This window comes from Vibrio sp. A1-b2, assembly GCF_021726015.1.
GTDB classification, from domain to species: Bacteria; Pseudomonadota; Gammaproteobacteria; order Enterobacterales; family Vibrionaceae; genus Vibrio; species Vibrio diazotrophicus.
Map to the genome: position 1 here is coordinate 419,346 of NZ_JAKKCI010000004.1, position 18,955 is coordinate 438,300.

Annotated in this window: 20 protein-coding genes; 17 read left to right on the plus strand and 3 right to left on the minus strand. The window is 44.1% G+C overall.

Annotation, left to right across the window (positions count from 1 at the left end):
• The first annotated feature begins 2 nt into the window (after nt 1–2).
• From flgF to flgA, 15 genes are all read left to right on the plus strand, one after another.
• A complete protein-coding gene (gene flgF, locus L3V23_RS12020) occupies nt 3–737 on the plus strand; it encodes a flagellar basal body rod protein FlgF (RefSeq protein ID WP_237292380.1) in 735 nt (244 codons plus the stop codon).
• A gap of 21 nt (nt 738–758) precedes the next feature.
• The gene (gene flgG, locus L3V23_RS12025; protein ID WP_102965589.1) at nt 759–1,544 is read left to right on the plus strand and encodes a flagellar basal-body rod protein FlgG; all 786 of its coding nucleotides are present in this window, start codon (nt 759–761) and stop codon (nt 1,542–1,544) included.
• 15 nt (nt 1,545–1,559) lie between these two features.
• The gene (flgH, locus tag L3V23_RS12030; protein WP_102965590.1) at nt 1,560–2,255 is read left to right on the plus strand and encodes a flagellar basal body L-ring protein FlgH; all 696 of its coding nucleotides are present in this window, start codon (nt 1,560–1,562) and stop codon (nt 2,253–2,255) included.
• A complete protein-coding gene (locus L3V23_RS12035; protein ID WP_102962641.1) occupies nt 2,255–3,379 on the plus strand; it encodes a flagellar basal body P-ring protein FlgI in 1,125 nt (374 codons plus the stop codon). Before flgH ends, L3V23_RS12035 begins: the two co-directional genes overlap by 1 nt.
• Complete coding sequence (locus tag L3V23_RS12040; protein ID WP_237292381.1) at nt 3,379–3,960, plus strand: rod-binding protein; 582 nt, start codon at nt 3,379–3,381, stop codon at nt 3,958–3,960. Before L3V23_RS12035 ends, L3V23_RS12040 begins: the two co-directional genes overlap by 1 nt.
• 3 nt (nt 3,961–3,963) lie before the next feature.
• Complete coding sequence (gene flgK / locus L3V23_RS12045) at nt 3,964–5,340, plus strand: flagellar hook-associated protein FlgK (protein WP_102965591.1); 1,377 nt, start codon at nt 3,964–3,966, stop codon at nt 5,338–5,340.
• A gap of 12 nt (nt 5,341–5,352) precedes the next feature.
• Nucleotides 5,353–6,258, plus strand: coding sequence for a flagellar hook-associated protein FlgL (gene flgL, locus L3V23_RS12050; protein ID WP_102965592.1), 906 nt, complete (start codon nt 5,353–5,355; stop codon nt 6,256–6,258).
• 6 nt (nt 6,259–6,264) lie between these two features.
• On the plus strand, nt 6,265–7,098 hold the full coding sequence (locus tag L3V23_RS12055) for an OmpA family protein (protein ID WP_237292382.1): 834 nt from the start codon (nt 6,265–6,267) through the stop codon (nt 7,096–7,098).
• A 51-nt stretch (nt 7,099–7,149) separates the two neighbouring features.
• A complete protein-coding gene (gene fliE, locus L3V23_RS12060) occupies nt 7,150–7,494 on the plus strand; it encodes a flagellar hook-basal body complex protein FliE (RefSeq protein ID WP_269349568.1) in 345 nt (114 codons plus the stop codon).
• 19 nt (nt 7,495–7,513) lie between these two features.
• Nucleotides 7,514–9,205 (plus strand): flagellar basal-body MS-ring/collar protein FliF, encoded by a 1,692-nt coding sequence (gene fliF / locus L3V23_RS12065; RefSeq protein WP_102965593.1) that lies wholly within the window; start codon nt 7,514–7,516, stop codon nt 9,203–9,205.
• Nucleotides 9,202–10,221, plus strand: coding sequence for a FliG C-terminal domain-containing protein (locus tag L3V23_RS12070; RefSeq protein WP_102965594.1), 1,020 nt, complete (start codon nt 9,202–9,204; stop codon nt 10,219–10,221). Before fliF ends, L3V23_RS12070 begins: the two co-directional genes overlap by 4 nt.
• A gap of 12 nt (nt 10,222–10,233) precedes the next feature.
• Nucleotides 10,234–11,262 (plus strand): hypothetical protein, encoded by a 1,029-nt coding sequence (locus L3V23_RS12075; protein WP_102965595.1) that lies wholly within the window; start codon nt 10,234–10,236, stop codon nt 11,260–11,262.
• Nucleotides 11,263–11,326: 64 nt separating this feature from the next.
• The gene (flgM, locus tag L3V23_RS12080) at nt 11,327–11,605 is read left to right on the plus strand and encodes a flagellar biosynthesis anti-sigma factor FlgM (RefSeq protein WP_102965596.1); all 279 of its coding nucleotides are present in this window, start codon (nt 11,327–11,329) and stop codon (nt 11,603–11,605) included.
• Entirely contained in the window at nt 11,605–12,024 is a 420-nt protein-coding gene (locus tag L3V23_RS12085) for an ATPase (RefSeq protein WP_102962634.1), read from the plus strand. Before flgM ends, L3V23_RS12085 begins: the two co-directional genes overlap by 1 nt.
• Nucleotides 12,017–12,697 (plus strand): flagellar basal body P-ring formation chaperone FlgA, encoded by a 681-nt coding sequence (flgA, locus tag L3V23_RS12090; protein WP_102965597.1) that lies wholly within the window; start codon nt 12,017–12,019, stop codon nt 12,695–12,697. The genes L3V23_RS12085 and flgA overlap by 8 nt, the downstream gene beginning before the upstream one ends.
• 70 nt (nt 12,698–12,767) lie before the next feature.
• On the opposite strand, the gene L3V23_RS12095 is transcribed toward flgA, so the two are convergent.
• From L3V23_RS12095 to L3V23_RS12105, 3 genes are all read right to left on the minus strand, one after another.
• Complete coding sequence (locus tag L3V23_RS12095; RefSeq protein WP_102965598.1) at nt 12,768–14,852, minus strand: flagellar biosynthesis protein FlhA; 2,085 nt, start codon at nt 14,850–14,852, stop codon at nt 12,768–12,770.
• A 253-nt stretch (nt 14,853–15,105) separates the two neighbouring features.
• Entirely contained in the window at nt 15,106–15,387 is a 282-nt protein-coding gene (locus L3V23_RS12100) for a hypothetical protein (RefSeq protein WP_102965599.1), read from the minus strand.
• Between the two features lies 1 nt (nt 15,388).
• Nucleotides 15,389–16,708, minus strand: coding sequence for a 6-hydroxymethylpterin diphosphokinase MptE-like protein (locus L3V23_RS12105; RefSeq protein ID WP_102965600.1), 1,320 nt, complete (start codon nt 16,706–16,708; stop codon nt 15,389–15,391).
• Nucleotides 16,709–17,097: 389 nt separating this feature from the next.
• Between L3V23_RS12105 and L3V23_RS21385 the strand changes: the two genes are divergently transcribed.
• The gene (locus L3V23_RS21385) at nt 17,098–17,652 is read left to right on the plus strand and encodes a prepilin-type N-terminal cleavage/methylation domain-containing protein (RefSeq protein ID WP_102965601.1); all 555 of its coding nucleotides are present in this window, start codon (nt 17,098–17,100) and stop codon (nt 17,650–17,652) included.
• A gap of 288 nt (nt 17,653–17,940) precedes the next feature.
• Entirely contained in the window at nt 17,941–18,954 is a 1,014-nt protein-coding gene (gene pseB, locus L3V23_RS12115) for a UDP-N-acetylglucosamine 4,6-dehydratase (inverting) (protein WP_102965602.1), read from the plus strand.
• The last annotated feature ends 1 nt before the right edge of the window (nt 18,955 follow it).

Here is an 18,955-nt window from a genome sequence, read left to right on the forward strand (position 1 = left end):
TTATGAATCCAATTCTGTTCACCGCAGCGAAAGGTGCAGAGCGCGTAATGTTGGCTCAAGAAGTTCGAGCCAACAACCTTGCTCAAGTTAATACCGTCGGCTTTAAAGCGATCATGGAACACTCAACACCAATGAAGATTAATGGTTCTGGTTTTGAGTCATCAACAACAACACGCACAAACTCGGCTTCTAACAACTTTGCACACGGTACGGAAATTCGTACTGACCGCCCTCTGGACGTACAAATTAACGGTACGGGCTTTTTTGCTTTGGAAGGCAAACAAGGTGAACCAGATGAGCTGTATACCCGTGCGGGTAATTTCAATCTCACACCAGAAGGTAACTTAATGGTGGGCGATCGTCAGGTGCTAAGTGATGGTGGTCCAATTGTTGTTCCCGAGTATCAAGCGATTAACGTCTCTAAAGATGGTGTTCTGAGCATTACTCCTCCGGGAGGCGGCGCGGAAATGGAAATCGCAACCCTGAAACTGGTTAACCCAGATTACTTTGATATGACGTTGGATAAGTCAGGCTTGTTCGTTGCGAAAGATGGCAACACCTTGATGGCTGATCCAGACGTCTCTGTTCGTTCTGGTTATCTGGAATCGAGCAACGTTTCAAGTTTGGAAGAGTTGGTCAGCATGATGTCGCTTTCTCGTCAGTACGAAATGCAAGTAAGGGCGATGGCAACCGCATCAGAGATAGACAAGCTTGGCAACCAGTTGCTGAAAGCGTAATAAGAATTTAGTAGGTAAGTTATGCATAGCGCATTAATGATTTCAAAAACAGGTATGGCGGCTCAGGACTCAAAAATGACCGCGATTTCCAACAACCTGGCGAACGTAAACACAGTCGGTTTTAAGCGTGACCGAGTGGTATTCGAAGATTTGTTCTACGCAGTAGAAAAACAAGCGGGTACAGGCACCGATGATCTTAACGTACACCCAACGGGTATTCAGTTAGGTAATGGTGTGCGTGTCGCTGGTACTGAAAAAGTATTTACTCAGGGCAACATTAACAATACATCCCAGCAGTATGACTTAGCGATCATGGGTGATGGATTTTTCCAGATCGAAGGTCCTGATGGCGAAATGCTTTACACGCGCAACGGTCAGTTTCACGTGAATTCAGATGGTTCAATGGTGAACACTCAAGGTTATCTGCTGCAACCAGAAATTACGGTTCCTGATAATGCAATTCTTGTGTCTATTGCAGAAGACGGCACCGTATCGGCAACGATTCCAGGTGAAACAGAACCGCAAGATCTAGGTGAAATCACTCTGGTTAAGTTTATGAACCCTCAAGGCCTAACGGCGCTTGGTGGTAACTTGCTGGCTGAAACAGAAGCTTCAGGTGAAGCGATGGAACTGGCTGCAGGTACGGAAGGTGCGGGTTACATCAAACAAGGCGCTTTAGAAACCTCTAACGTACAAGTGGTTGAAGAGATGGTGGATATGATCTCAACGCAACGAGCATACGAGATGAGCGCAAAAATGGTCAGTGCGGCAGACAACATGTTGCAGTACCTAGCAAACCATACCTAAGTAATGGCTAGTTTTATGTGTTTAACAAACCTTGTAAGTATCGCTAAGCGCTCATCCGTTATTGCGTCAATTCTGTTATTGGCTGGTTGTGCTGGTCGTGGGCAGGAATTTGTGCCACCGAAGCCGGATGATGAAGCGTATGCGCCGCCCGAACTCAACTATGAAGTTGAACGTGTGAGTAAAGGTAGCCTTTACGCTGGCAATGCTTCAATGACACTGTTCCAAGATCGCCGAGCCTATCGCGTGGGTGACATTTTGACAGTGGTATTGGATGAGAAAACCGAGTCGGACAAAAGTGCAACCACCAAATACGGCAAAAGCTCTGGCGCTTCACTTAATGTGCCTACCGTCGGTGGCAGAACTTACGACCGTTTCTCGGCAAGTATTGACGGAAACCGTGATTTCAACGGCAGCGCAGCCTCTAAGCAAGGTAACAGTTTGAGCGGTTCTATCACTGTTACGGTATACCAAGTATTGCCAAATGGTGTGCTTCGTGTGCGTGGCGAAAAATGGCTCAAGCTAAATCAAGGTGATGAGTTTATCCGCTTGTCTGGTAACGTGCGTGCAAGTGACATTGGTTCCGGCAACACCTTGTCTTCTCAGCGTATTGCTGATGCCCGAATTACGTATTCCGGCAGAGGTACATTTGCCGATACGAACACAGCGGGTTGGTTAACACAGTTTTTCAATTCTCCGTGGGTACCGTTTTAATGAAACAAAGACTTAATTTCAAACACTGCATTTTGGCAGTGTTTGGTTGTTTGTTTTTCGGTAGTGCAACCGCAGTACCGATTAGCCATATCACGGATGTATACGGTGACCGAACCAACCAATTGATTGGTTACGGTGTGGTTGTGGGTTTGGATGGCACTGGTGATAAGTCACAAGTGAAATTCACCCAGCAATCTATTGTCAACATGGTTCAACAGTTCGGTGTTCAGTTGGAAGATGGCTCAAAGCCAAAAACAAAAAACGTCGCTGCTGTAAGTGTTACAGCAGTAGTGAGCTCTCACAAAGGTCCGGGTCAGACGCTGGATGTCACAGTCGCTTCGATTGGTGATGCGAAAAGTCTTCAAGGCGGAACGCTATTGATGACAGAACTAAAGGGGGTAGACGGCAACGTTTATGCTATTGCACAAGGTCATCTTGTGGTTGGAGGTTATAAAGTGACAGCCAACGATGGTTCTAGCGTGACGAACAACACTCCCACTGCGGCACGAATTCCAAATGGCGCAACACTAGAACGTGCAGCTAACGGTGCTGAAGACGAAGACCCAACACTGAGTTTGCAACTTAAGAAGCCACATTATCAAACGGCATTGAACATATCTAAAGTGATCAACAAAACTTTTGGTCGCGGCGTAGCAAAAGCGGTGAACAAAGGTTTGGTGGAAGTGGCGGCTCCAACAGACAGCGAAGACCGCATCATGTTCTTATCCATGATTGAACAGTTGGACGTAAACGAAGGTGAGTCGCTACCGAAAATCGTCTTTAACTCACGTACAGGCACAGTGGTGATCAGTAAAGGTGTCACAGTCAGTGAAGCGATTGTTTCACAAGGTGGCCTCACGGTGTCCATTCGTGAAGACCAGCTGGTATCGCAACCTAATTCTGCCGGCAGCTTTAATGCACCGGGCCAAACAACTGTAGTCAATGATTCCAACATCTCGATTAGTGAAGTGGATAACGGCGCAATGGTCTGGCCTGAAGGCACACAGTTACAAGAAATTGTTGATGCGGTAAACAGAATTGGCGCTTCACCAACGGTGCTGATGCAAATACTTCAGGCACTGGATGAAGTGGGCGCGATTAACGGCGAGCTGGTGGTGATTTAATGACAAATCCAATTATCGCGATAGAAAGTGCCAAGGCGGCGAATGCCGTCGGTAGTGTAGAAAACATCAGCGTTAATCCAAACCAAGTGTCAGGTATTGCTGATTATGCTGAGCTGAATTCTGTTCCTCTGGTTCAACCATTTTCAAGCCCGTCGAGTCATGGTACTCGTACTGCACAGCAAGTAATGACGTCATCTTTAAATCAAAATATGGCGTCGATTTATGACGAAGCATTGGTGTCAGCAGGTGACTTATCGTCGCTGAATTTTGATGACAACACTGCGCTTCAGTTTGACCCGACATCTCTCAATTCATTGAAGTATCACGATGATGAAGATGCCGCATTGCGCGAAGTCTCGAAGCAGTTTGAAGCGATTTTCGTACAGGAAATGCTTAAGCGGATGAGAACGGCAACTGAAGCTTTGGGTGATGAAGAAAACCCATTATCAAATAACTCAAACGGAATGTTTCAAGACCTATTAGATAATCAATTGGCTATTTCCGTGACTAAGAAAAGCTCATTTGGACTTGCAGAGTTGTTGTATCAACAACTGTCTGGCCAAACCGTAGGGAGTGTATAACACATGAGTATGTATAACATTGGCTTGTCAGGCTTAATGACGAACCAAGTCGCGATGAACGTGACAGCGCAAAATACAGCAAATATGACTGTAAACGGCTACACGCGCAAAGTTGTTGAACAAGCAACTGTCGTCTATGGCGGCGCAGGTAACTACGGAGCAGGTGATGGTGTAACCGTCGCAAGTATTCGTCGTGTCTCTGATCAAGCGGCTATCGAACGTTTACGCTCTGCGGGTCAGGAAATGCAATACAACCAGACGTATATGGTTGGTATGCAAGGTATTGAGAACGTTCTGGGCATGGAAGGTTTGAATATCAGTACCGGTTTTGATGAGTTTTTCGCAGCGCTGGATGAAGCAACGTTAAGCCCTGAATCTCTGGTTTATCGTAACCAGATTCTGGCGACAGCGGGCAGCTTGGCATCACGCTTCAATGGCACCATGAGTCAGATTGAAAATGAACTCAGTACTTTGATGCGTACACAAAACCAGACCATTGAGAGCTTGAACAGTCAGCTAGATAACATTGCCAAACTGAATGAACAGATTCGTAAAGCGTCTGGTTCAGGTCAGGATATTGCGAGTCTGCAAGACGCATTGGATCTTCAACTGAACGAAATTTCTAAATCGATTGGTGTGAATGTACTGACCAAAGAAGACGGTACCGTTGAGCTTTCAACTAAGTCTGGGCAGCCATTGATTTCAGGTCAAAGCGTTGCTCAGATCAGTGTTAATGAAGCCTCGGGCGGTGCCTACAATACCGACCTTGTTTTAACCTTTAATGGTCAGTCTGTTGCTCTTAACGATCCGAAAGGCGGTGAGTTAGGCGCAATTGCCGATCTGAAAAATGATCAGTACTTCCCGATTATGGAAGACATCAATAACATCGCAGCTGGTTTTGCTGATGCGGTGAACTCCATTTTGACGTCTGCGGGTGCCACTGACCTTAACGGCAATGCAGGTCAAGAATTGTTTACTTATGACCCAGATAACCCAGCGAGTTCTTTAAGTCTCACAGGGATTACAGCGGAAGAATTGGCATTGTCGGGGACGGGTAGTATTGGTGATGGCACTTTTGCTACAGCACTTGCGGATTTGGCGAACCAACCGATTTCTATCGGTGGCTCCAATATCAACGTGTATGACGCTTACGCAAAAATTAACGGTTACGTAGGCGTTGCCACTCAGCAAGCTCAAAATAACTTTAATACCGCATCCATCAGCATCAGTGAAGCGCAAACTGCACGCGACAGTATCAGTGCTGTGAGCTCAGATGAAGAAGCAGCAAACTTGATGATGTATATGAATGCGTATCAGGCCAACATGAAGGTTATCTCTACCGCTAGCCAAATGTTCGACACCGTCCTCAACTCATTCTAATCGGAGACTATTATGCGAATCACAGATTCACAATTTACCACGATGATGACGCGAGCGATGATGAACTCAAACGTTGAGATCAACCGTGTTGCAGAGCAAATCGCTACAGGTAACAAAATTAACAGTTTGTCGGATGACCCAAGTGGTTCGATGAAACTGTTAAGTCTGGATAAAACTATTTCCAGCGCAGAACAATACTCAAGCAACATTTCAAATGTGCAGTCAAAGTACAGCGAATATGAAACGTATCTGATGTCGGTCAATGACCTGGTTCTAGACGTGCATGACCTGTTGTTGCAAGCGAATAACGCCACGGTAGGTGAAGAATCAAGTGGCGGTATCATCGCAGAGCTTGAGTCGTTGAGACAGCAAGCATTAGACACGTTTAACAAGAAGTCAGATGGTATCTACATCTTCTCTGGCACCGACGTCTATTCAGAAGCAATTATTGTCGATGATTCTACGGATCCAGTGAGCTATTCATTTGGTGGCAATGCGGATCACCGCAATACCAAAATCAGTGAAGATGGTTCAATGAACAGCAACTTTACTGTTCAAGAAACGCTTCAAGGTAGCTTGGATTTCTTCACAACGCTGGATGCAGCTATTGCTGAGTTAAAAAATCCAACCGAGAACAAGAATGCTATTTTAGGTGCCGCTATCGATAGCGCAGATGCCACCCAGAAAAGCATTCTCAACACCGTGACTATTCTTGGTGCAAACTATAACTCTCTTGACCGAATGGCCGTCAATAACGCAGATGCTGTTTTGTATGCGGAAACGGTGAAGACAGATATCAATGCATTAGATTATGCAGAAGCATCGGTTCGTTTGACTGAAAGTATGAATACATTACAGGCATCGCAATCAGTGTTTGCCAAAGTAATGACCAGTTCATCATTGTTTGACTTGATGTGATTCAGTATGAAATACCAAGCCTTAATAACGGCAGCGCTTTCAAGCGCTGCTTTTTTCTCTAGTGCTGCTGACTATGTCGTGCCTTTTGATGAGGTGCAATGGCAAGCGGTGATCGATGGTGACACCTGCTATCTCTCTGTAGAAGACACTCACTCAGGCATCAATGCCAAGTTTGATGTGGTTGCAGGTAAGCCTATTTCTCTAGTGATCTCCGGACGCAGTGTTGGCTCATTTAACGACAGCATGGTGATTGAAACAGAACCGCCAGTGTGGGGAAACGCTCTGTATGAATCGACCATGGTGAATGAATTCATTCGCAAGAAGAAATCAGCAGAAGTCATTCAAGGGGCTGACTTTGTGTATCGCGACGTAATGAGTGGCGCTTGGTTAACTGTTCGTGATGATTTTCACAGCGTTACCTTCCCTACGGCCAACATGCACAGTGCAATTGAAACGTTTCAAAGCTGCACAACAGCATTGCCGCCAATCAGTTATCAAGAGGCGCGTAAGACGGTATTTAACTTCAAGTCTGGTGCGTTAGCGTTGACGGAAGCACAGCGTGATCAGCTGGCTGAAATCAGTGAACTGGTGCTGTTCGATAAGCGAATTAAGAAGGTCCTGATCAGCGGTCACTCGGATAGCCACGGAGATACAGTGGTGAATTTAAGTGTTTCAAGAAGACGTGCCGACGATGTGGCGTATTGGATGATGTTGGCTGGGGTTCCAAAAGAAAAAATGGAACTGAGAGGGCACGGCTCTCGCTACCCAATAGCCACCAATAGCACAGCAGAAGGGCGAGACGAAAACCGTCGCGTTGAAGTTGAACTGGTTAGAAAATAGAAAAAATGTACGCTTTTCAAACAGAAAGGCGTAAGGAGAAAAGTTTTGGAAATGCATGCTATTACAGGTATTGAACAATCAATGATCAATCGTCTGAATGAAAATCAGGCTATTACTCAGAACCCGTTAACTAAACTTGTCGAAATATCTGATAGTCGCGTAGGAATGTCCTCAAGCCTTGAGTTTAGCAGCACATTAAAAGGAATTTTTGATAGTGTTGACGCCCGCCAAAAGACTGCTGAAGCAAAAATTACCGCAGTTGAGTTGGGTCAAAGTGATGACCTTATTGGCGCGACAGTGGCTGCGCAGAAAGCGCAGCTTTCTTTTTCAGCATTAATGCAAGTTCGAAACAAGATGGTTACGAATTTCAATGACATCATCAAGATGTCGGTTTAGTGACGATAGGCGTTAATATATGGCAAATGAGAAAGGGGTTACGATCGTAGCTTCTAATGCATCCGACAAATTACAATCTGCCGTGGAGAGAGTAAAGTCGTTCTGGAGCAGCTCGCAACGTAATGTTGTCATAATCACAATATTTTCAATGATCTCAGCTGCGATCATTGTCGTCATGTTATGGGCGTCTGCAGAAGAGTACCGCCCGCTTTACAGTACTTCATCAAACTATGACTCAAGTCAGGTACTGCAACTCTTAGATCAATCAGGGCTCAAGTATGAGCTAAACAGCGACAGCGGCCAAATCATGGTGCCGAGCAATGAAGTCGCAAAAACAAGGATGATTCTGGCTGCAAAAGGTCTAAAGCAGCAACTGCCGAGTGGCTTTGATACCTTAGCAAGCACAGATTCATTGGGCGAAAGCCAATTTATGGAAACGGCTCGCTATCGTCATGCTTTAGAAGGGGAGTTAGCAAGAAGTATTGTGACCATGGAATCAATTGCGGTTGCACGTGTGCATCTGGCAATTCCTAAAGCATCACTGTTTAAGCGCAAAGACCAAGAACAAGCGCGCGCTTCGGTGATGGTTCAGCTTATTGAAGGTATGGATCTTAAACCGGGTCAGGTTGACTCTATCGTTAACTTGGTTTCAGGTGCTGTAATTGGCCTGAAAGCTGAAAATGTGCGTGTGGTGGATCAGTATGGTCGTCTGTTATCAAAAGATACTTCGCTTGATGACTTAGCGGTATCGACCAATCGCCAAACAGATTACCGTCGTAACATTGAAAAGCATTTGGTGTCACAAGCATCAGACATGCTTACGCCGATTTTGGGTTCATCGAACTTTCGTGTTCAGGTGTCAGCAAAGGTTGATTTCTCGAAACGCCAGGAAACTGAAGAAACCTACGGCACACCTGTTGTTCGAGCTGAAACATTAATGAGCGATGAGAATAACGGCAGCTTAGCTCTGGGTATTCCGGGAGCACTAAGCAACACGCCGCCTGTCACCGATCAAGATACGCAAAATCAGGAAGGACAGACGAACAAAGCCAAAGCCAGCCGCAATGAATCAAAGCGTGAATACGCTGTGAGCGGTAAAGTCACCCATGTTCAGCATCAGCAAGGCATTGTCGAAAAGCTTACGATTTCGGTGATCGTCAATGAGAGCATGGCTGGAGAAGCAGGTTGGTCTGATGCAACACTAGAGCGAATGCAAAACGTCGTTCGCAGTGCTGTGGGCTATGAAGAGGACCGTGGTGACGTTATCTACGTTACGAGCTTCCCATTTGTGGCTTCAAATATGCCAGATGCAGAACAAATGGCTTGGTACAAAGACCAAGATATTCTGCAGCCGATCAAGTATCTGCTTGGTGCACTGGTTGCTGCTCTGTTGATTGTGCTGGTACTGCGTCCTCTGGCTCAGTACTTAACGAAAACAGACGGTTCTGACCTTGAAGAACTGACCGAAGGGCTGGAAGTCGGCTCTACCGGTGAAATGGCTGCACTGAGCACTAACAGTGCGACAGCGGCTGCGGGATTAGAAAATAAATTGGATTCACTTGCACTAGACGCTGCAGGTATTAAGGCCATGGATGACAACTTACCAGAGTCAGACAGCCCGTTAGAAGTTCAGATTCAACATCTGAAAATGATCGCTCAAAACGATCCGAAACGAGTCACTGAAATTCTGAGAACGTGGATGCATGCATGAGTGAACAAATAGAAAATCCAAGAAATGCCCATCAAACGGTTGAAGGTGTAGCACTGCTCATCTTGACTATGGGCGAAGATATCAGCTCGGAAGTATTGAAAGGCTTTACGCATGATGAAATCAAGCGTTTAGCTCATTCGATGAGTAAGATGAAAGATATTAAAGCCAATGATGCACTGCGTTCTATCGTCGGTTTCTTTGAAGACTTCCGTTCGCACTCCGGCATCATTGGAGGTACTCGTCAGTATCTAACCAATGTTCTCGATAAGACGTTGAACGGCAACTTAGCGAAAGACTTGGTTTCAGAAATCTACGGTGATGAAATTCGCACTCACGCTGAGCAGCTAGCGTGGATCCCTGCCGATATTTTGGTGGAAGATTTGCGCCACGAGCACATTACGATGCAGGCTTTGCTGATTGCTCACTTACCTTTAGATTATGCGTCTAAGGTGCTTGAGCAATACACAGTAGAGGAGTGCAATGAGCTTATTTATCAGATTTCTCAAACTCAGGTGCTGACATCAGGTATCACAGAAACATTGAAAGACCTGATTGCCCGCTGTAAAGAAAACTACAACGATGGCGCGCCTCAAACCATCAAAGGTACCAAAGTGGTGGCAGACATTATCAACCGTCTACAGGGTGATAAAGTCGCAATCTTTGAATACCTTACGCAGCGTGATGAGAAGATGGCAGAAGAGATTCAGGAAGCGATGTTCGACTTCTACTCTCTGTTTACTCAGAGTCAGGAAACGATCGATGCCATTAACAATGAAGTGACCATTGAACAATGGGCATTTGCAATGAAAGGTATGCCTGAAGAGAACCGAGCTTACATCTTCAATACCATGCCGAACCGTCTGGCAACTCAGCTAAAAGAAAACATTCAGCGTATCGGAGCGGTACCTGTTAGCCAAGTGGAAGGAGCCCGTAAGGAAATTCTGGACATCGTACGTCGCCTGCAAGGCGAAGGTGTGATTCAGCTCAGCATTTCTAACGAAATTCGTTTGTCATAAGGTTAGGTTTTAGTGCGCTCTCAGACGATATCTAACTCGACAACCACCTCTCCTCTACGCGGGCAAACCACTGCAAGCGTAGGGGCAGGGCGTCTATCGAAAACAGAGAAAGCCAGTTCAGTTAATAAAGTCTCTTCAGCAAACATGCTGTCTCAGCATGCTTTGAGCCGTTTGAAAGAGCGCCCAAGGTTAATTGCAGAATTAGCGGATACTCACCGTTCTGTGAATGGTTTGATGTTGGCTGTGGAACAACTGAAGAAAATTGCACGCTCAGCGGTAGAAATTAAGCGATTGGTTTCTATGGGTGCCGAGACAACAGCTGATCTGAACAGTGTTGATATTCACAAGCGCGAGATTATGAATGCGGTGAATAGCCAACATTTTGGTCGCCACATCATTGATTCGTCTTTTGCTCCGGTTACGACCAATATTGCTGAGATTGATTTTTATGTCCCTGGGCTGGATTTGGTGCGTGAACGTCTGACCAACGAGCTGGTTACGCTCTACATCAATAACAAAATGATTCCTTTGGCATTCGATCGCGTTGAATCTGATCAAGGTCTGTTTGAACAGTTCTCTGTCATGTTTTCCTTAGGGCAAATGCGATTACGTCGTGATGACGAGAATGGTTTGATTATCGCTATGCCGGATCATATGTGGCGAAAATGGGATCTTAACATTTTCATTTCCGGTCAGGGTGGTCGTTACCCAGAAGGTAACCCGATTACGGTCAGCGCACTGACGCGTTATCCAACTGTGGAAATGATCACTATGCTTGATATCAGAGCAAACGATGCTTTGGATGCGATTGAGCGTGTTATCGCCCGTGTAAATGAAATGCACAGCCATGCTCTGGAAATCCTCAACTCACAAAGTCATCTTGCAGATAAACTGATCGGCTATTGTCATAAAGCATCGGATGATCTCGGGCAAAACATAAAAGCGTTGTTTGCAACGAATGGCACTTCCGCATTAAAGGCCATTCAAAAGCACTATGTTGGGCCTAACAGAGAAAATGTCGTTTCTTTAATAAAAAAGTGAAATAAAACTTAAAACATTGCCGTAATGTATTATTGAAGAGATTACAGATAGGTAGGAGCCAACCATGAAAATTGAAAATAACAGCGCGTTATACAGTATCCAAGACGTACAGAACGTTTCTCGTACTACTGAGCTGAATAAAGCACACACGGTTGCTCCGGCTAAACAGCAAGTAGACATCAATATGCACGAACAAAATATCATTGCGGAAGGTAGTACATCATTAAAGGCAATGGATGACGTTGATTTGGCTCGTGTGGCTGACATCAAATCACAGATTGCCGATGGTAGCATCAAATTTGATATGGGAGAGTTGGCTCAGGTGTTAGCTAACTTACGATAATGGATAAAAAAGAACTGCTAAAGCTATACTTTCAAGCAACGGTTGAAAGCGCGAAAATCGCTAAAACATTATCTGCAACACTGGATGATATCCGTCAATTCAGTCTGAAATTCGATCACGAGAAGGTGAGTGAATATAACCAGAAAGCGACGGATCTGAGTGAGTCCCTGCGTAAGTTGCACTTTGAACGTAAAGAACTGGCAGGCAAATTAGGTTGTAATCACAACCGCTATGCTACTGAACTTGTTCATAGAATGAGTGGCAAAGCTCAAGAGACAATTAAAAAAGCGACGGATGAACTCCACGAGCTGGTTTTAGAGTGTCAAAACAAAACAGAGTTACATACTCGATTAGTGATACAGCAGCAGCAGGTTATTCAAGATGCGGTTGAATCTCTGCGAGTCGAGGTGAATGCGTAATTCACTACTCCCCCTATCTCTTCTGTTTGCCTGTGCTCCAGCATGGGCGGATTCTGCACAACTTCAAATAGAATCTTATCTGTCTCAAAGAATCGAAGCTGCCGTTACTGGGCAGTTTCCTGCTTTGCAAAACCTGCAAATTAATTTTCGTATCGCCAGTGCTGTGAATAATCTTCCGGCGTGTGAACAACCTTTGTTTTCAGATAAAGCAATGGGAAACTATCTGGGCTCTGAAACTTGGTGGGTTGAGTGTGGTAATAACTGGCGAATCAAAGCGGTAACGAATGTCAGCGTAGATACCAAGGTCGTAAGTACTAAAGGTCCATTACGCAAAGGGCATAGAATCGAAGCCAGCGATGTAAAACTGGGTGTGGAGACGCTAAGTCTCAAAGGCACCGTCTATCAGCACATTGACGATGTGGTAGGAACGAAACTCAGACGTTCAGCAAAGGCGAATCAGGTGCTCACTCGTCGCTATGTAGAGTTGGAATACGCGGCGACTAAAGGTCATCATGTCATTATTTCATTCCATTCAGATAGCTTTTCACTAGAAACTCAAGGCGTAGCTTTGGAAGACGGTATGGTTGGCGACCGAATTCGCGTTATGAACTCAGAATCTGGTAGAGAGCTGAGCGTTACCGTCACCGGCGAAAACCGAGTAGAACAAAATTAGCCAGTATTTTAATTTAGACGTAAAAAAGGCTTCTCATTTGAGAAGCCTTTTGTGTATTGGACGCTTGCACTTAGTCGATTTGACCTAACGGATTGATTTGATATTCGTTAGGAATTTCATTAAACGACAGAATAATCAAACCTTTGGCAAATGCGCGAGCCAGTTTGCTGACAATTGGACGAGCCATTGGTGTCACTAACAATACCGGAGTCATACCTTGTGCTTGCATCGTTTGCACAATGGAAGGCATGCGGTTCTGGAATTTTTGTAGCAGCTCAGGTGCAAGCGGAACGCCATCGAGCGGGGTGTTAGGGTCATTTTGCTGAGCTAATGTAATCCCAGCTTTAATGTCTTGTTCAACCTGACCACCTAGAGTAAACACGTTGAGTGATTTCGAGTTTGGTGATACTAGGTTCAAGATGGTACGTTTCAGCGCTACGCGAATGTTCGATGAAAGCAGAATAGGGTCTTTAATCTTATCGCCACTCTCAATCAAGGTGTTTGCTATCGTACGAATGTTGATGATTGGCACTTGCTCAGCCAGAAGCTGACGAATCACCATCATCTGCAAGTTCGGTGTTAAGGTATTTGATAAGCTTTCTGCTAATTCTGGATGTTCATAAGACAGGCGCTTATTCAGCGCTTTCACATCATCATAGTTAAAGATGCCATCAAGATGTTCAGTACACACTTTACTCACGTGAGTCGCAATCACATCGTGAATGTCGATCACCTGAAAGCCTAAGTTAATCGCTTTGGTTTTGTCTTCTTTTGATACCCAGAGCGCAGGAAGGCGATACGCAGGGTCAACACCAAGCGTGCCATCAATATTGGCAGACGTAACACCCGGGCCTACAGCCATCAGCATATCCGGATATACTTCACCGCGTTCAATTTCATCGCCATCGACAAAAATAACGTATTCAGCTGGTTTTAGCGCTAAGTCATCGCGAATCACGACTTCTGGGATCACAAAGCCAATTTGTTCACTCAGTGTTTTACGACAGCCACGAATACTCTTTAACAACGAATTTTGTTCTTTGTTAGTGACGAGAGGAACCAATTTAAAACCGAGACGTAAAGCAATGGCATCTACGGCAGGAATGATAGACCAATCTAGCGGGTGATCTTTCAGGGAGGTTTTTTCTAGCGGTGCTTCAACCTCTGCTTTGGAGAGATCTACGCCGTCATCTTTTTTGCTTTGCCGCCAAGCGACGAAACCAACGGTAACGCTGAAGCTATAGAAAGCGAGGTGAGGCATATTCGGTACACTACCGATAATAAACATCACACCAGCCGTCATATACAGCACTGAAGGAGAAGCAAGAATCTGTTTGTTGATCACCTCAGCCATATCGTTCTCGTTATCACTGATACGAGTTACGATGATTGCCGCTGATACAGCAAGTAATAACGATGGGATCTGAGCGACAAGGCCGTCACCGATAGTAAGCAGTGCGTAGGTTTGGAATGCTTCGCTAACGGTTAGACCGTGCTCGAACATACCGATCAGTACACCACCAATCAAGTTGATGAACAGGATCATCAAACCTGCAACGGCGTCACCACGAACGAACTTACTCGCGCCATCCATTGCGCCGTAGAACTCTGCTTCATCACCCACTTCCTTACGGCGAGCGCGAGCTTGTTCTTGGTCGATGTTGCCTGAGTTTAAGTCGGCATCGATCGCCATCTGTTTACCCGGCAAAGCATCTAGGGTAAATCGAGCCGATACTTCTGAAATACGTTCGCCACCTTTGGTGATAACCACAAAGTTAATGATCATCAAGATAACGAAGACAACGATACCAACGACGTAGCTACCGCCGATAACCACTTCACCAAACGATTGGATAACCTTACCGGCAGCATCACCACCGTTGTGACCTTCAAGCAGTACGATACGGGTAGAGGCAACGTTCAGTGTTAGACGAAGTAAGGTTGCAATTAACAGCAACGAAGGGAATACGGAGAAGTCGAGAATTCGCTTAACGGTACTACTTACCAGCAAGACCACAATGGCCAGCATGATGTTAAAAGTGAAGAAACCATCGAGCAACAATGCCGGCAACGGTAAGATAACCATCGCCAGTATCATCAACAGCACGAGTGGAATCGCGAGTTTAGAATTGAATATCTGTAAGCCTTTTAACATGTCTTAGGTTCACTAGTTAGTGTTCACTTTCATTACTAAGCAGCATGAAAGATAAGAAATAAGGTCAGATATTTTATTTTTATTGGTCAACGCAAACTATCAGACATTTCCGATAATGCCTGTAGGGGGCGGCGAGAATTTGTCCGCAGAGGATAGCGTGAGAGGTGTATAGTGGAAGGCAGGGTATCAATTAGGCGGTTAGTTAAAACTAACAACCTAATTGACAGCTACTATTAGGAATCAAAAATAAGTCTTATTTTTCCGAGCCGCTTTCCAGTAAAGAGTTGAAACCTGGGAACTCTTGGATTAATTCAAAGTGAATAATGTCAGCTAGGCCCGTATAGTCGCATCTTTTTACTGTGGCATTTATCTTTTCAATCGCGCTGTTTAGGTAGTTAGCCTGCTCAGCGTTGAGAGGAAGCAAAGAAAGTCGACGCAAACAGCCTTTTAACAACAGTGATGCCAAGTTGTATTCGTGTCGATAATACGCAACCGCAGATTGCTTCAAGTTTGATTCTATATCAAAGGATTCCACTTTATTTCTCCCCGTCTTCATAACGAGCACCAATAATTTTAGCGCCAATGCGACTCATGTTGATGTAGTCAACATGAGGTGATGCAGCGATAAGGTTTTCAATGCCAGAACAAAATAGGCGATAGGTCGGCGAGGACTTAATGATCTCACCATGCCCATTTTCTATAGTGACACTCATGTCTATTTCGTAATTATCGACAGTCGATGCGTGCTGGATTTCACCGGGAAAACCAAAGTCACAACCGACGAAGCGAATGGTTTTCGCGCCAAATAAAATCGCTAGGTTTGTCATAGGATGAATGACGGAACCCATAACACTTAAACGATACTTTGAAGGTAATCTCTCATTAATGTCGTCAAAGGTTTCATCAACCATGTGGCAGTAGTATTTTTTACCTTTCCATTGCTCAAAGATGTCTTTCTGAATTCGGCTTGACCCGATTAAAGTCGCTGTTTTAGGGAACTTGTTAAACGGAATACTTTCCGCTTTTACACCCATATCCATGATAAACAGAATATCTGGTTTTAAACCGTGTTTGAGCAGGGCATTTAAGGCTGTGGAAGGTGCCATGAACAGTGGACGGTTAGGTTTGAGTGCCAGTGCTTTAACCTTTTCGATTTCCGCATCCAGTGAAGGGCCTGCGCCGAGACAGAGAACTTCTTTAAAATGGTTGCTCTCAATTAGGTGATCGATGACGGGCATATTTTTTAGGAGTGGGTAGTTGCTTTTATCTATCTTATTAAGCTTTTCCCAACCTTCCTTGCTGGTATGTGAACGGTTAACAACTTCGGTTAATAGTCGATTTTCAATTCTATGAACTAACCAGCTTAAGTCTAACTTAGCGTATTTTAACAAGTGCAAGTCTGCATTGATGATGAAGCTGTCACTTACAAATAAACACTCAAGTGCTTTGAGCTTATTCGGCATGTCTTTATGCACATAATGCAGAGCTATCCTCTCATCATCAAACCACGGTTTTGACATTAGAGTTAACACCAACTTGATCACATCAAGGTTATAGATGTAGATATGGATCTTTTTAAGGTTCTTATCATTCAGCAGAACTTCGGGCACAGAACCAATACCAAATCCCCACATATGGTAAATGTTTCCTGAAGTGGTACTGCGATAGGCGAGCGCTTCTTCGACAGGGTCATAAGCGCTGCTTAATTGAATACCATTGACTGCCAATGTAGCACACTGACGTTCGATCACTTCAAATTCGAGGTGGCTGATATCATGTTGCTCTATAGCTTCGGCTAATTCAGGAAATCGGTGCTTCAATATTACGATGTTGCTGTTATAAAACTCTGTACTCATAAAACCTTCGTATTGATGTTTAATGGCTTATATCAATCATCAACCACACTAAATCTGACTGACGCCGTGCTTATTAGTAGCAAGGGAAATATCGATAAACGACCTAACATTTTATTTCTATGAGCAGGGAAAACCATCAGACAATTCTGATTGTATGTTCGTATATAGAAGATGTTTTTTGAAAACAAATATCGCCGTCACTTTATATTTGTATGGCTGTTATCAGAAGAAGATATCTATAAGTAGGAATGATGGATGACAACGGGTTTGACTAGGATTAATTGGGTGTAAGTCTTGGATGACTTTAACTAATCCGCAAGATTTTTAAACGCTCTTAGAGTAAAAAAATGCTCTCCATTTATTTTGGTATGTTGATTGAGAGCGAGTAAATGAAAACGGCAAAGGGTTTCACATTAATTGAGTTGGTTATCGTCATTGTTATCTTAGGCATACTAAGTGTGACGGCTGCGCCGCGTTTTCTGAACTTACAAGACGATGCAAAAGCCAGTGTAATGAAAGGTATTAAAGCGTCATTGCAGCTGGTTGTTGACGGCGTGTACTTTAAATCTGTTCTCCAAGGGACCGATGGACAGAGAAAAACGGAAACAGATGTCAACGGAATCTCCATACGCACATACTACGGTTACCCTCATGAAATATGGGACGATAAGTTGGAACATCTAATGGACAATAGTTTTTCTTATCTAGGCAATGCATATAACAACAACAGCCTTTTTGATACTACTTGTTCAGAAGCAGTATGCGTTATTGACCAAATACAACTAAGTCGTTTGCTTTCTATTAGTACAACTGCTTATGCCCTTGCTTTTTTACCCAATGGACACTCTCTTCGCACGAATTGCGCAGTTGTTTACTATTTTGTCGTTAATGATGTTGAAAAATATTCTGACGTACATATTGAAACGTTAAATAGTGGTTGTTAATAGCAACTTAGGATTAATGGCTAATTGATTAAGAATGCTATGTAGTTGTTCTATTAATTCACTGTAAGAATTGGATGATTCCAACAGCGTAATAGCGCTTGATGATGATGTTTACGAGATAATTATATTATCTCGGTAGGCTATTTTATCGTGCGACCGACAACTAAATGTCGTTGAGATACATGCTTTAGATGATACGGAAATGTTGCAGCAAATATCTTCAATGTGAAATGTGATCAGTTAATGCTGCTTATACAGTATTACAGTCAAAATTGAGATCAAATTTAAATGTTAAATAATAAAACCGTATTAATCACTGGTGGAACTGGCTCATTTGGTAAGCAGTTTATAAAAACCATTTTGACCCAGTACCCACAAGTAAAAAAAATAATCGTATTTTCTCGTGATGAACTAAAACAATTCGAACTAAAACAAAAATATCCGCAATATGACTATCCTCAATTGCGCTTCTTCATTGGTGATGTTCGTGATGGGAATCGTTTAATTCAAGCTTGTGAAGGGGTCGATGTCATCATTCACGCTGCTGCTATAAAGCAAGTGGATACTGCCGAATACAACCCAACCGAGTGTATTCGTACCAATATTGATGGTGCTGAAAATGTTATCCAAGCTGCGTTGCAGTGTGGCGTTAAAGACGTCGTTGCACTGTCAACAGACAAAGCTTGTGCGCCCATCAATTTATACGGTGCAACAAAGCTCGCATCTGATAAGTTGTTCACTGCCGCGAACAATATCAAAGGCTCGAAACAAATACGTTTCAGTGTTGTCCGTTACGGTAACGTTATGGGCTCACGTGGTTCAGTTATTCCTTTCTTTATGAAAAAGCGCGAAGAAGGCGTTATCCCAATTACTCATGAAGAGATGACTCGCTTCAACATATCCCTTCAAGATGGTGTAAATATGGTGATGTACGCGCTTGAGCATCACCTTGGTGGGGAGATTTTTATTCCTAAGATCCCGTCTTACAAAATTTTAGATGTAGCCAAAGCCGTTGCTCCTGAATGTGAAATCCGTATGGTTGGTATTCGCCCAGGAGAAAAAGTGCATGAGGAGATGATCACTGATACTGACTCTCTAAATACTATCGATCTCGGAAAATACTACGCAATTTTACCATCGGTGTCGTTCACGTATTCAGAAGAGCAATATCTAGCTCACCACAAAGCTAAAAAAGTGCCGTTTGGATTTAAATATAATTCCGGGACTAATACGGAGTGGGAAACCGTAGAAAGTCTGCGCGAGCTGGTGGTAAAGCACGTCGACCCGAATTTTTCAGTGTGAG

Excerpts from the sequence above, each read along its gene's own strand:
- flgL (WP_102965592.1), top strand. The coding sequence starts at position 5,353 with ATGCGAATCACAGATTCACAATTTACCACGATGATGACGCGAGCGATG.
- L3V23_RS12095 (WP_102965598.1), bottom strand. The coding sequence starts at position 14,852 with ATGTTAAAAGGCTTACAGATATTCAATTCTAAACTCGCGATTCCACTC.
- flgA (WP_102965597.1), top strand. The coding sequence starts at position 12,017 with ATGCGTAATTCACTACTCCCCCTATCTCTTCTGTTTGCCTGTGCTCCA.
- L3V23_RS21385 (WP_102965601.1), top strand. The coding sequence starts at position 17,098 with ATGAAAACGGCAAAGGGTTTCACATTAATTGAGTTGGTTATCGTCATT.
- L3V23_RS12105 (WP_102965600.1), bottom strand. The coding sequence starts at position 16,708 with ATGAGTACAGAGTTTTATAACAGCAACATCGTAATATTGAAGCACCGA.
- flgK (WP_102965591.1), top strand. The coding sequence starts at position 3,964 with ATGAGTATGTATAACATTGGCTTGTCAGGCTTAATGACGAACCAAGTC.
- L3V23_RS12035 (WP_102962641.1), top strand. The coding sequence starts at position 2,255 with ATGAAACAAAGACTTAATTTCAAACACTGCATTTTGGCAGTGTTTGGT.
- L3V23_RS12070 (WP_102965594.1), top strand. The coding sequence starts at position 9,202 with ATGAGTGAACAAATAGAAAATCCAAGAAATGCCCATCAAACGGTTGAA.
- L3V23_RS12055 (WP_237292382.1), top strand. The coding sequence starts at position 6,265 with ATGAAATACCAAGCCTTAATAACGGCAGCGCTTTCAAGCGCTGCTTTT.
- flgH (WP_102965590.1), top strand. The coding sequence starts at position 1,560 with ATGTGTTTAACAAACCTTGTAAGTATCGCTAAGCGCTCATCCGTTATT.
- L3V23_RS12040 (WP_237292381.1), top strand. The coding sequence starts at position 3,379 with ATGACAAATCCAATTATCGCGATAGAAAGTGCCAAGGCGGCGAATGCC.
- flgF (WP_237292380.1), top strand. The coding sequence starts at position 3 with ATGAATCCAATTCTGTTCACCGCAGCGAAAGGTGCAGAGCGCGTAATG.
- fliE (WP_269349568.1), top strand. The coding sequence starts at position 7,150 with ATGCATGCTATTACAGGTATTGAACAATCAATGATCAATCGTCTGAAT.
- pseB (WP_102965602.1), top strand. The coding sequence starts at position 17,941 with ATGTTAAATAATAAAACCGTATTAATCACTGGTGGAACTGGCTCATTT.
- flgM (WP_102965596.1), top strand. The coding sequence starts at position 11,327 with ATGAAAATTGAAAATAACAGCGCGTTATACAGTATCCAAGACGTACAG.
- L3V23_RS12085 (WP_102962634.1), top strand. The coding sequence starts at position 11,605 with ATGGATAAAAAAGAACTGCTAAAGCTATACTTTCAAGCAACGGTTGAA.
- flgG (WP_102965589.1), top strand. The coding sequence starts at position 759 with ATGCATAGCGCATTAATGATTTCAAAAACAGGTATGGCGGCTCAGGAC.
- fliF (WP_102965593.1), top strand. The coding sequence starts at position 7,514 with ATGGCAAATGAGAAAGGGGTTACGATCGTAGCTTCTAATGCATCCGAC.